The 13854-nt window shown below is 75.2% G+C and carries 1 protein-coding gene (cut by a window edge); it reads right to left on the reverse strand.

What is annotated here, in order from left to right; genetic code table 11:
- Positions 1–13854: part of a lonely Cys domain-containing protein coding region (locus tag ABZ441_RS09895; RefSeq protein WP_358970327.1), annotated on the reverse strand (this coding region is incomplete at its 5' end). 17097 nt of the annotated region lie beyond the right edge of the window; the window shows 13854 of its 30951 annotated nt.

Consider the following 13854-nt stretch of genomic DNA (forward strand, 5'->3'; position numbering starts at 1 on the left):
TCACCCGTGCACACGGCCGGAGCCCCCCGCCCCCGGTCCGCCGGTCTCCCCGTCCCCGACGGACGCCCCGCCGTTCCCGCCGGGCTGCGCGGCGGGCGCGAAGTGCGGGTTGGCGACGTACGGTCCGAGCGGCATGCCGTACTCCATCGGCTGCGCGCCGCGGACGTACCGGCGGTCGATGCCTCCGGGGAAGAGCACTTCTTCCTGGTCGGGGAAGGGCGAGGCCAGGCCCAGGGTGGCGTTCACGTCGATGCCTCCGGGGACCTGGATGTCGTAGCGCCAGCGGTAGCGGTGGTACAGGGCGGGGGCGCCCATCGGGTTCGCGCGGGCGCTGTCGCGCACGTAGTGGCGGTTCGCGGTCGTGCTCGCGAAGACGGTGGTCGGGACCAGGGAGCTGCCGCCGTAGACGTGGTCGATCAGGTGCACCATGTCGGGGCCGTACGGCCTGAGACCCTCACCGAAGACCCGCTCGGGCCCGTCGGGGCTGAAGCGGAACAGGGGGCCGTCGTGGTCGCGCCACAGCGCGTCGGGGAGCGTGCCGCCTGCCAGCGCGGCCGGGTCGGCGGCGACGGTGGCCGGGTCGACGGGCGGGGTGGGGCTCACCGGCCCGGTGGCGGGCCAGATGACCGGCACGGGCGGAGGGCCGTCCTCGGTCGCGGTGTGCGGCTCCGTCAGCAGGCGGGAGGAGGCGACGAGTCCGCGGCCGGGCAGGTACCAGTCCCAGGCCGGGCCGTCGGAGTACACCTTCCCGGCCATGTCGGTGACACCACCGGCGGACGGGCCGTCGGAGGTGTACTCGCCGCGCAGTCCGAGCGACGGTATCTCGGCCACGAACACGTGGAAGTCCGCGTCTTCCTGGCCGTAACCCCACACCGTGTGACGGTCGGTGGAGGCGGCCACGGGGAAGGCCTCGAGGGTCTCCGCGAACCGCTCGTCGAACCGGCCGTCCGCCGAGTAGGGCAGGGCCTGCCCGGCCGGGGCCGCACCGGCCGCACCGGCGTCCGGATCGGTGGCGGGGCTCGCGTTCCACTCCGGGTTACGCACCGCGTCCGCCGTGGCGGGCGGCCCGGCGGACGGCAACTGCGGCACGGTCCTGCGCCAGACGCCCGGGCCCGGTGCCTCCGGCTGCGTCGCGCTGCCCTCGGAGACGGCCGGAGCACCGTCGTGGCTCCACACGGTCCGGTCGTTCGTGAGGGAGAAGTGCTGCTGGTCGCGCAGCTCTCCCGAGCCGAGACCGGGCACGAGGAGGACCACGGGGCGGTGCCCGCCGATCAGCGGCAGCTCCGGGTCCGACTCCAGCAGCGCGAAGAACTCCCGCACCGTGACCTGCGCGGTGCCACCCGGCAGGTGCAGGACCACGGCACCGGCGGTGTCCGTCTCCGCGTGCACGAAGTACGGGGCGACGGCGCCCTCCTGGGCCCACGGGGCGGACTCGGGCGAGCCGGTGTCCGGGGCGGTACCGTTCCCGGCTGTGAACAGACGCGCGGGCTCCGGCCCGCCGGGGGGCGTAGGGCCCCAGTCGCGGCCCTGGAGGGGGCCGTCGGGCGTACGCATCCGGCTCCCGTCGGCGAACGCCCCCATCGTCTCCAGGTGGAAGACGGCCAGTTCGTCCTGGTGGCCGGAGTCCCGTCCGGTGGCGAAGGCCTGCTCGGCCAGCTCCTTCAGCCGGGCATCCGCCGCCGCGTCCCACGCGGCGCCGGCGGACAGATGGAGCACCGCACGCCCCATCTCCTCGCGCTCCGCAGGGGATTTGGCGTCAAGCAGCCGTGCGGCGCCGGTCATCGCCCACAGCGCGCGGGCGTACGCGCGCTGCGTGAGCGGTCCGGTGGGCATCCGCAGCACCGGCCGGACCGCTCCGTCGCCACCGGCGGTGAGCCGGTCGGACGCGGCCCGCAGGGCGGGCACGTCCCATACGGCGGTGAGCGCGGCGTCCCTCGGCGCGGCCAGGGCCCGGTCGAGCACCGCCTCGAAGTCGGCGGGCCGGGGGGCGGGCCCGTCGGGCGTCGGCGCGAGGAGCTGCCACAGCTCCATGCGCAGCGGGGTGAGCCCGCTCAGTGCCGGGTCGTTCGCGCGCAGCGTCTCCAGCGCGCCGATCCCGCGCAGCAGCCGTTCGTGACGGCCGCCCGGCACGCCGCGATCGGCCTCGACCTCGTTGCCGAAGACCAGCCGCAGCGCCCGTACCAGCCGGAGGGCGCGCGGCGCCTCGTCGTCCCAGGCGGGAAGACCCGTGGGGCGCGGGAGGGGGCGCAGGCCGGCCGCCTCGGCCAACTCGGCGATCGCGTCGACCGGTTCGGGCAGGAAGGTCTCCATGCGCGCAAAGGTGCCTTCGGGCGTCGCCGCGAGCAGCCGCACGGTGTCGTTGTAGCCGGTCCTGCCCGTGGCGGCAGTGGTGGTGCGCCCGCTGTGGTTGGCGGCGTGCTGCGCGAGCGCGACCTCCTCCAGGGGGTCCTCGACGAGCGGCGCGGGCCTGATGAGGGACTGCCGGCGCAGCGGGTCGCCTGCTACGGCGCCGTAGCAGCTCGCGACGTGCAGTTCGTCGCCGGCAGCCCGCGTGACCACCTCGGGCAGCCCGCCGATGTAGCGCCCGCCGTCCGCGGAGCCGAGCAGCAGCACCCGGCCGTCCTTGCCGGCCAGCTTCAGGCCTCCGGGGACTCCGTGGGCGTGGAAGGTGTAGACGGACGCCTCGGGGTCCGGGGCGGTCTCCTCCGCGCCGACCGTGTGGAAGGCGTCGCCGAGGCGGACCACGTGTGTGCGCTCCCGCATGCCCCGGTACAGCCTCAGCCGCCGTTCCCGCAGCCGCCTGCGGCCGTCGTCCGGCATCGACTCGCGGCCCTCGAAGCGGTGGTCCGCCCCGACCAGCGGCCTGGTCTCCACGTCGCTGTCCCGGAACCGGACGCCGTCCACCGTGACCCACTCGCGGTCCTCGGCCCGAGCGGACCCGTCCGACGGGGGGTCGAACGGCACCCAGTCGCCGTACGCGTCGTCGGGGTCGGAGTCGACGAGCGAGGGTACGGAGGCGACCGGCCCGGTGGCCGTGGCACCGGGATCGCCCTCGGCGCCGGTGACACGACCGTCGCCGCTGGGGGCCCAGACCCTGCGGCCCAGCCGCTCCGCCACGGCCCGTGCCAACGGCCCGTACTGCGCTCCCGCGTACGGACTCACCAGCACCACCGGAACGTCGCGGGGCAGCGAGGCCAGCACGGGATCGGCGGCCAGGAGGTCTGCGAGCGCCTGCGGGCCGAGCTCCCGGCCGTCGGCGAACAGGGCCTCGTCGTAACCGGCCTCGGCCGCCACCACGTACGCCGCCTCGCCCCAGGGTGACGCCTCTTCGGAGACCGTCCGCAGCTCGCCGCCCCGCTGTTCCTGGAGCCGGATCCGCGCGGTGTCGATACTGCTGATGCCGGTGCCGGTCCAGTCGCGCCCGCGCGGAGCGCCCTGGGCGTCGGTCATCAGCGTGGCTTCGGACAGCAGCGGGCCCGAGACGGTGTCGACGGACGCAAGCGAGGAGGCGGACGGCGACTCGGAAGCGGCCGGGCTCGCGGTGCCCCGTCCGGTGGACCGGGGCACCGGCGCGGGGAGCGTACGGGGCGCGTCCCCGGGTGCGGCGTACCGGAACGGGCGCGTCTCGTGCCAGATGCCGGTCCCCGGCACGCTCCCGGCGACGGCCGAGTCGTGCAGGGTCAGCACCGGCTGTCCGGAGTCGCCGGCCGCCGACAGGTCCGCCGGGAAGTCGGTCCACCAGACGGAGCGGCCGAGCCGCTGGGCGAGCCGGTGGGCGACGTCCCCGGCGTCGGCGGGCGGTCCCGAGAACGCCAGGACCAGGGGGGTGGTCAGTTCCTGGCGCATCAGCCTCAGGTCGTTCGCCAGCATTTCCGCGAACTCGCCGGTGGGCACGCCGGCCGTCTCGCCGTCGTAGGACAGTTGGAGGAGGTCCGGGTCGTGCGCGTCCGGCGCGATGCGCACCAGGTACGGGACCGGTGTGTCCGTTTCCTGCTTCCACGGTGCGTCCACCACTCCGGCGGGGGTGCGGAACTGCGCCAGGTCGACGTGCGAGGGCATCGGTCCGCCGGTGAAGTCGCGGCCGCCCCCGGGGACTCCGTCCTGCACCGTGCGCAGACCGGTGGTGGTGTACGCGCCGGACTCCTCCAGGGCGTACGCCGCCGCCACGTCCGGGTCGGACGCGGCGCGGCCCACCGCGAAGGCGCGGGTGATCAGGTCCAGCGTCTCCTCGCGCTCCGCGTGCCCCGCCCGGGCGCCCGGGGGCAGGTGGAGGACCTGCGCGATGAAGTCGTGCTGGTCAGGGTCGGTTTCGAGCAGCGTCTCCTCGGCCTTGACCCGGGCCCAGAAGATGCGTGACCGCTCGGTCCCGCCGACCTCGTCGGGTTCGATGTCCAGAGCGGTCGCCGCCTCGTCCACGGGGTCGCCGTCCCGCATCCACCGGGCGGCGGCCTCCACCGCCGGCAGATCCACGAAGCCGACCAGCACGTCGCCGGGCCACATCGACCACTGCTCGGCGGCGGCGGTCAACGCACGACGGGTGGCCTCCTGGTTCACGCCGGAGCCGGCCCCCGCGTGCGCCTCGACCACCCTGCGCAGCAGGTCCAGCGTGAACGGGCCGGCCGCGTCGAAGTCGGAGTCGCTGCTCCACATGTGGTCCACCGCCGCCGCACCGCGGAGCAGATCGCCGAAGTCGGTCGCGTCGTCCACGTCGTGTCCGAACGTGAGCCGCAGCGCCCGCACCAGCCGCAGCGTCCTCTCCCGCGTCTCGTCCGTGATCGGTCCGGCCTGCGCCCGGTATCCGGCGACCTCGGCCAGGCGGTCCAGTCCGGGGCCCGCGGGCTCCGGCCGGAACAGGTCCCATGCCCGGTGGCGCCCCTGCGCGTCCGCGTACAGGGTGCGCATGTAGCGGCCGTCGGCCGACCGCGTCCCCTGCGAGCTGTACGCCAGGCGAACGGTGCGTCCCGTGCTGTTCGCCAGGTGCTGCCCCATGGACACGTCGCGCAGCGGGTCGGGGACGAACGGGCCGGGGAAGGCGTCGCTCACGGTGCCGGGGGCCGGCACCGCGCTGTCCCTGGGCGCCCCGCTCCAGCAGACCACGAGGTCGATCCAGTGGTCCGCAGGCAGGCTCGCCAGGCTCTTGCGGCGCTTGAGCCACGAACCGGCCTCCCGCTCGTCGGCAAGCCGGACGCCGCCGTCCCGCAGCGCCAGCTGGAGGACACCCGGCTCACCGTGCATGTCCAGGCGGTAGGCGGTGTCCTCGGGGCCCGGGCGCGGCAGGTCGTGTTCCTGGGACATCTCGCCCGTGGCCGGGTAGTGGTGCACGTACGTCGTCATCCGGTCGAAGTGGCGGCCCTCGTCCTCGAAGTGCTTGGCGTACTCGGCGGGGTGGTGCGAGGCGCGGCCGATCTGCTTCCCGGTCAGGGCACTGACGACGGGCCGCGTCACCACTTCGCGGTGCCAGTCCGGTGCGTCGTCGTCGGGGTCGGGCGCCAGGCCGGGCTGGCTCGCGATCCAGTCGCCCTGCGGGACCTCCGGGCGCCGGACGACGTCGACGGTGCTCGCCGCGCCGGGCGCCGAACTGAGCGTCGCCTCGCCGCTGTGCGCCCACACCGTGAGACCGGTACGGTCCGCGAGTTTGCGCGGCAGATCGAGGTAGGCGTCCGCCGCGAAGGGGATGGCCAGCACGATCGGGGTGTCGTGCGACAGTCCCTCACCCGCCACGTCCGCGGCCACCAGCTCCACGAACTCGTCGACGCCCAGCTCGCGCGTCGAGCCGTCCGGCAGCCGTGCGCCCACCCGGTCGTGCGCTCCGTCGGCGGCCACGACGTACGGGGTGACGCCGTGCGGCCAAGGCGTCCGCACCGTGTCGAGGATGTCGTACGTACCGGACGGGGTGTCCTCCAGCACGTCGCCGTTGGTGGTGTCCAGCTCCGCGACGGCGTCGTCATCCCAGTTGAGACCCGGCACCCGGCGGCCCTGGACGGTGAAGTGGCGCGCGCGGCCGGGCGCCCTCACACCCAGCTCGGTGAGGTGGAAGGCGCCCAGTGCCGCGAGACTCGTGGCCGTTCCGGCGGCCGTGGACCGCTCCACCAGGGCGAACAGTTCCGACCGCCGGGCCTGCCCGACGTCGGCACCGGAGTCCAGATGCAGGAGGCGGCGGGCGAGAGCGTCGACGTCCAGCGGGCGGTCGCGCAGGGAGGGGTCCCGGCGACGCAGGGTGTCCAGGTTCTGCACCGCTGCCGCGTCGGGCGGCTGCGTGATGCCGATCGTGGCCTGCCGGCCAAGCTCTGCGCGGGTCACGCCGTCGAGGGCACCCGTGCCCACCCAGCCCTCGGGGGCCCGGCTCACGCTCCGCGCCCCGACCGTGAAGTCCTCGACGGTCAGGCGCGGTTCGCCGGCGGGCCGGTCCTGCTGTAGGTCGTCGAGGGCGCGGGCCAGCAGCCGCCGGAACAGGGTCCGCGTGGTCTGTGCGCGCCGCCTGGCCGCAACGGCCTGCTCGTCACGGCGCGCGTCGGCGCCGTAGCCGGTGACGGCGACGCGCGGCAGCGACACACCCGCCCGCTGGTTGCGCAGACCCGCGGCGGCCACCTGGGACGCCAGCCGGCGCAGGGTCTCCGTGCCGTCCGCGGACGGTGTCGTGGCGCCGTGCGCGTACGCCACCAGGCTGCTCGTGGGCAGCGCGGGCGGCGGCGGGGCGGCCGGGGCCGCGTGGACGGGCGCGGTGATCACGGATGCCGAGGTCGGTTCCACCCCCTGCATGGAGTCCGAGTCGGTCTCCACACCCTGCATGGAGTCCGAGTCCGTCTCCACACCCTGCATGGGGTCCCCGGTCGAGGAGCGGGCCCTCCCCAGGGAGGCCGCCGGGCCCTGCGTGCCGGACGGCGGTGCCGCGGGCAGGGGAGAACCGACCGGGCGGCGGCCCTCCTGGGCACCGCCCCGGTCGACGGGCCGGGCCTCGCGCCAGTCGGCGGCCGTCGGGCTGGTCAGGGTGCTCAGCGAGCTGACGAGCGTGGGCACCGTGACACCCTCGTCGTCCGTTCCGGAGAGCTCCACCGGGAACGGGCTCCACCACACGCCCCGGCCCAGCCGCCGGGCCACCAGGTCCGCGACGCCGGGTGCGGGCCCGTCGAATCCGTCGAGTACCAGGAGGACGGGGGTCGTGAGGTCCTTGCGTCGCAACTCCAGGTCGGAGGCGAGCAGTTCCGCGAACTCTGCTGCCCGCACCTCGTAGGGGGCGCCGCCGAGGGACAGATGCAGGAGGTTGCTGTCCTGGAGATCCACGGACGCCCGTACCAGGTAGGGGACGGGCTTGTCCTTGCCCCCGGCGTCCTGCCCGGCCCACGGGGCGTCGACGACGCCGCTCGGCACCCGGAACCGGTCCAGTCCGGGCAGGAGGGCGGCGGAGCCGTCCTTCCAGTCGCGGCCGTCGCCGAGGGAGAGCCCCATGACCGTGGCCGCCGAGGAGTGGCCGAAGGCGCCACGTGTCTCCAGGTCGTACGCGGCCGCCGTGTCCGCGTCCGTCATGTCCCGGCCCGCCGCGAACCCTCTGGTGAGCAGCGTCAGCGCCTCGCCGCGCAACGCCTCGTCCACCTCGACGGCGGGGTCGAGGTGCAGCACCCGCGTCGTGAACGCGTCGGCGTCCTGGGCAGCGAGCAGCGCCTCCTCGGCCTTGACCCGCGCCCAGAACATGCGTGCCCGCTCGGCCCCGCCCACCGCGTCAGGGCCGGCGAGTTCCAGCGCGGTGACGGCCGCCCCGTCCACCGCCGCGGTGTCCGTGAGCCAGCGGGCGGCCGAGTCGAGCACCGGCAGATCCACGAACCGGCTCACCGGCAGGGACGGTCCGGACTGCCATGCCTGTGCCGCCGAGGCCAGGACACGGTGGGTGACGTCCCGGTCCACCCCGGACGCGGCCTCGGGATGGGCGGCGATCACCCTGCGCAGCAGGTCGTGCGAGAACGGTCCTGTCGGGCCGAGCTCCGGGTCGGCGTGCCACATGTTGACGACCGCGGCGGCTCCGCGGATCAGGGTCGTGAAGTCGTCCGCGTCCTCCACGTCGGGCCCGAAGACCAGTCGCATGGCCCGCACCAGGCGCAGCAGTGCGGCCCGGCTCCCCGGCGACGCCTCACCCTGGAATCCGGCCAGTTCCGCGAGCCGGTCGAGCTCTGCCTCGTCGGGCTCCGGACGGCGGGTCTCCCACCACCACTGACGGCCGCTCGCGTCGGTGAACAGCACCCGCACGGGGTCGTCCTGGTAGGTGAACGCGCCCTGCAGGGCGTAGGAGAGGCGCACCGTGCGCCGTGTCTCGTTCGCGAGGTGCTGCCCCAGGGAGAGGGCGTCGTCCCCGAGCGGATCGGCGGCGAACGGCACGGTGAAGGAGTGGCCGGCCTGGGAGAGTTCCTGTGTGGTCCCGTCCAGGGGGGTCGAGGAATAGCAGACCACCATGTCGATCCAGTGGTCGGCGGGCCGGCTCGACAGGCTCTTGCGCCGACGCAGCCACTCGCCCGTCTCGTGCCGGTCCGCCGTCCTCGACCCGCCGCCGGCCAGCGGCAGCACCAGCTGCCCCGGCAGGCCGTGGCCCGCCAGGTGGTACGCCTTGTCCTTCGGTCCTGGGTCGTCCAGCGGCAGTTTGGCGGAGTACGTGCCCGTGGCGGGATCGAAGTGGACGTACAGCGTCATCTGGTCGAGGCGGCTGAAGCTGTGCTCGCGCATCCCGGCCAGCTCACCGGGCTCGTGCAGGCTGCGGCCGATCTGCTCGCCGGTCAGGGCGCTGACGACGGGCTGGGTCAGCACGTCGCGGTGCCAGTCCGGTGCGCCGTCGTCGCCTTCGGGTGCGAGGCCGGGCCGGACCGGGAACCAGGAGCCGTGCGGCAGGCCGTCCTGCCGGATCACGGCGATGGTGCTCTGCCCGGCCGGACCGGGGTGGCGCCGTGCCTGGCCGCTGTGGACCCACACGGTGCGGCCGGTGCGCTCGGCGAGCGTGCGCGGCAGGTCCAGGTACCGGTCGCCGGCGGAGGGGACGGCCAGCACGATCGGGATCTCGGCCGGGAGGCCCTGCAACGCCGGGTCGGCGCTGACCAGTTCGGCGAACTCGGCGGCGTCGAGGTCCCGGGTCGTCCCGTCGGGCAGCCGCGCCGTCACCGTGTCGTGGCGCCCGTCGGCCAGCACGGCGTACGGCGTCTCACTCCACGTCCAGGGGGCGAAGTCCGTGATGCCCATCGACTCGAAGCCGCCGGACCCGTCGGGCCGGAGGCCCTCGATGAACATGCTGTCCAGTTCGACGACGTCCGCTCCGGCCCAGTTCAGACCCGCCACCCGGACCCCGCCCACGGTGACGTGCCGGGCGCGGTCCGCGGCGAGGATCCCGTCCTCCTCGAGGGAGAACGCCGTGAGGGCCGCCAGGCCGTCCGCCCGCCCGGCCGCGAGCGCCCGCTCGACCATCGTGTAGAGGTCCCTGCGCATCTCCGGATCGACGAGGACGGACGGGGCGAGGTGGAGGATGCGCCGGGCGACCGCGTCCACGTCGAACCGCCCGGTGCGCAGCTCCCGGTCCTCGCGGCGCGACGCGTCCAGGGCCTCGACGGCCGCCGCGTGACCCGGTGACGTGAGGGCGATGGTGGCCTGGCGGCCCAGGTCCGCGCGGCTCACCGACTCGGGCATGCCGGCGGTGCCGCTCTGGCCGGGGAGGCGCGCCCGGCCACGCTGAGTGATCTTGAAGTCCTTCGACGTCAGGCGTGTCCGCCCCGCCGGCAGGTTCGCCTGGAGGGTGCGCAGCGCGTCGTCGAGCTTCCGGACGAACAGGTCGTGCGCGGTCCGGGCGCGCTGGTCGCCCCTCTGCCGGGCGGCCTGTTCCCGCTCCTGCGCGGTTCCGGCCCCGCGGGCGTCGGCGCCGAAGCCCGCGATGTCGATCCTCGGCAGCGGTACGCGGGTACGCAGGTTGCGCAGGCCGGCCCTGGCGACCTGGACCGCCAGCCGCTCGACGCCCTCCTGGGCGTCGTCCGAGGGGCGCGTCTCCCCCTGGGCGTACGTCACGAGGCTCAGCCGGGGCAGGCGGGCGAGCGACCGGGCCGGGGCGGCGGCCGTCGGCGCGGCGAACACCGGCTGTGTCCCGCCCGTTTCCAGCGCCGTCGGGTCCGGGCCGGTCGGTTCCGCGTCGGCCATATCCACGTCGGTCGCGTCGGTGGCGGTCAGGCCGTCGAGCGCCGTCCCGAGCAGGCCGAAGTCGAAGTCGAAGTCGAAGTCGCCGAGATCGAGGTCGTCCCATGCGGACATGTCGAGGTCGCCGGTTCCCAGGCCCAGTTCGTCCAGGATCGACATGTCGATGTCGGGCATGTCGGCGTCGGTGCCGGACTGCGCCACCGGGGTCGCTTCCACGTCGGCGTCGGTGTCCGTGGCGGACGCCGTCCGGCGCCGCCGCAGGCCCAGCTCGGAGCGGAGTGTGTCGGCCAGCTCCACGGCGGACACCGGTGCTGCCCCGGTGCCGGCCCAGGCGCCCAGCAGATGACCGGCGACGCGGCGTACCGCGTCGCGGAAGCCGTCACCGGCGTACCGGGAGTCGGCGAGGACCGGGTGCGTCTCGGCCGGCAGGACCAGGGAGACGGCGGCGTCCCAGGCGCGGACGGTCTCGCTCTCGCCCGTGCCCTCGGGCGCCGTTCCGGCGAAGTCGGCGTACGCCCCTGCCCACAGCCGCCGCGACGCGTGCGCGGCGGCCGTGTCCATCGTGTCCGACCAGGCGACGTCGCCCGCCATCCGCACCCGCATCAGGTCCAGCGGCGACAGCGCGCCCGCGGGCAGCCGGTCGTCGCCGCGCAGCATCATCTCGGTCCGCTGGCCGACGGAGAGCGAGATGCCCACGGCCTCGCGTTCCCGTGGGCCGAAGGTCTCGTCCTCGGCGGGTCGCACCGGGGCGGGCGGCAGGTCCCCCTCGGTCAACTGCCGCGCGATCCAAATGCGTTGGTCGGCGTTCCGCGGGACGACCGGGACCGCGTCACGGGCGTCGGAGGCGTCGTCCGGGTCGGCGTCCCGCGTCTCGGGTGCGACGCCCAGGGTCCACAGCCGCGCCTCGGCGTCCTCCAGCAGGCGGCGCGCCGCATCGACCCCGGCCCAGGCGTCGGCCACCACGGTCTCGTCACCGCCGGTGCGCTCCGTCGTCGCGGCCTCGACGGCGGCCTCAGCGAGTGCGCCCAGCGCGCGTGCGTGCGCGTCCCGGGCGGCAGCGAGGTCCGAGGCCGGTCCTGACGCCGCGCCCGTGCGGGGCGGCTTCGCGTTGGTGGCCACCGCCGTACCGGTGGTGCCGGGGCCGTCGCCCTCCGCGCTCGTGATCCGCCCCCAGGTGCCCGCCGTGGCCGGCTGCCCGTCGGGGTCCGGCAGTACCGCGACGGTGTACGTCCCGGTCGCCGGGTCGTGGTGGAGCGTGGTGGCACTGTGGGTGGCCCACCAGTTGCGGGCCGAGTTGCGGGCGCCCTCACCGGGAACGCTGCCCTCGACCGGCCGCGCGCCGGACGGCCTGCCGTGCGGCACCACGGCGATGACCTCGGCGTACCCGTCCTCGGAGAGCAGCTCCGGGTCGCGGAAGACGAGTTCGCCGAACTCGCCGGGCGGCACCGGTCCCTGCATCCGCAGACCGTCGGCGTCACCGTCGGCGACGTAGACGAAGGGCCGCGGGCGGTGCGGGTCGGCCGCCCAGGGCGCGGGCTCGGTGCCGACGGGCACGAGCGTGCCGTCGGGCGCGTATCCCAGCAGGGTGACGACGTCCGGGTCGAACGTGCCCTGCGGCCGGGACACGCCGTCCAGCGCCCGGCCCCAGGCCGTGCCGTCGTCGTCCGTGAGGAGCCGGTCCGACTCCAGCGCGCCCTGCTGTTCCAGGTGGTGTGCGGCGATCTCGCTCAGCTGCCACGGGTCGCGGCCGACGGCGGCGGCCCGCCGTGCCACGAGGACCGCTTCGCCGAACCGCGCCGGATCGGGCGCGGGCAGGTGCAGTACGGCGGCGGCGAACGCGCCCTGGTCCACCTGCCCGGTCATCAGGGCGACCTTGAACGATGCCCACACCAGCCGCGACCACTCGGCCTCGCCCACCGGCGCGGACACGTCGAGCCCCAGGACATCGCGGGCGATGTCCTCCCGGCGGGGCGTGGCGGCGAGATCGGTCAGCATGTGGACGAGGTGCGGCAGCGCGATCCATCGGGTGAGGGGTTCGAGCGGTCCCGTGTCCTGGCGCCTGGCCGCCTCCGTCAGCAGACTCCGGTGGGCGTCCGGTGTGAACTGCGGTGCCGGCCCCGTCGCGGGGCCTCCGGTGTGGTAGCCGGCCAGGAGCTGCTGGTAGAGGTCCAGGGTGAACGTGCGCGCGCCGTCCCGGTCCAGGTACGGATCGGCCTCGCGCATCAGGTCGAGCGCGCCGATGCCGCGGAGCAGCACCGGGTGGTCCGGGGCGTCGTCGACCGTGGGGCCGAAGATCTGGCGCAGCGCGCGTACCAGCCGCAGTGTCCGTTCCTGCACGGCCTCGGGGACCGGGCCGGGGCCGTGGTGCAGCCCCGCGTCGCGGGCCCGCTGCTCCAGTGCCGCCCCCGTGGGCTCCGGCCGGAACATGCTCCACGGGTAGGCGCGGCCGCGTGCGTCGGTGTGGAGGCTGAGATATGCCTCCTGCGCGCCGTGCCGCGACTGGACGGCGGCGTTCATGAGGGTGGTCGCGAACACCGTGCGGCCCGTCTCGTTGGCCGTGTGCTGGCCGACCGCGACGTCCGCGAGGGGGTCGGGTGTGAACGGCAGCGGGCCGTCGATGTGCTGCCCGTGCATCTCCCCGATACCGGGGGTCGCCGCCGCGTAGCAGACGAGCAGCACCACGGGGTGCTCGGGGGCGAGGGAGGCCAGGCTGCGGCGGCGGGCGAGCCTGCGGGCGAACTGCGGCCCGTCGTCGGTCTGCTCCCCCTGCGGGGTGTGCCACATGACGGAGCCCGGCAGGCCGTGGTTGTTGGGGAAGTACGGCGTGGGCAGGTTGAGTTCGACCCAGGGCACAGGTGTCGTGGGCTGGGTGGCGTCGTAGGAGGTGCGCTGGAAGGTGTACGAGGTGACCGTCCCCAGCCGGCTGTGGGTCAGCGTCCGCGACCAGCCGCCGTCGTCGGAGTCGGCGAGGTCCATGGAGATGTAGCCCGTGGACCGGTTCCCGCGGTGGGCGACGGACAGGGAGCTGATCTGGCCGTCCACCGCGTCGGTGGACGACGTGGGCTGTGTGGCAGGTGTGTTGGAGAACCACTGGCCCCGGGGCGCCTGCTTCTCCTCGTCCAGCAGCAGGACGACCGAGCGGTCCGGGGCTCCGGGGAGGCGCCCGATGGCCGACCGGCCGGTGGTGGCCCACACCTCTCTGCCGAGGCGGTCGGCGAGCCCGCGCGGCAGATCCAGGGAGGCGGCTCCGGACCGGGCGACGTGCAGCAGCAGCGGTCCCGGCCGGCCCGTGAGGCCCCGGTCGAGGGCCATGAGCTCGTGGAGGACCTCGGGCGGGACGGGACGCGCGAAGCCGCCGAGTCCCCGCACCACGGCCCCGTCCGGCCGGCCTCCGAGCAGCACGAGGTACGGGTCGGGGTGGCCCGGGGTGGGGAGCCACGGCGCGGTCTCGGGCCCGCTGTGGCCGGTCGTGCCGTCGGGGGCGCGCGAGACGCGGCCGGTGGTGCCCGGGTCGAAGTCGGCCGGCAGGGGCTGGCCCAGCCAGTTCCAGCCGCGCGGGCGGCCCTGGGCGTCGGTGAGCCGGAAGTCCGCGTGGAAGGCGCCGCGCCGGACGAGGTAGTGGGCGGACACCGCGCTCAGTGTGCGGGCGCCTGCGGTGGAGGGGTCCGTAACGAGCCGCATCAGGGCACCGCGGGCGGC

Source organism: Streptomyces sp. NPDC005752, assembly GCF_040630715.1.
Classification (GTDB): domain Bacteria; phylum Actinomycetota; class Actinomycetes; order Streptomycetales; family Streptomycetaceae; genus Streptomyces.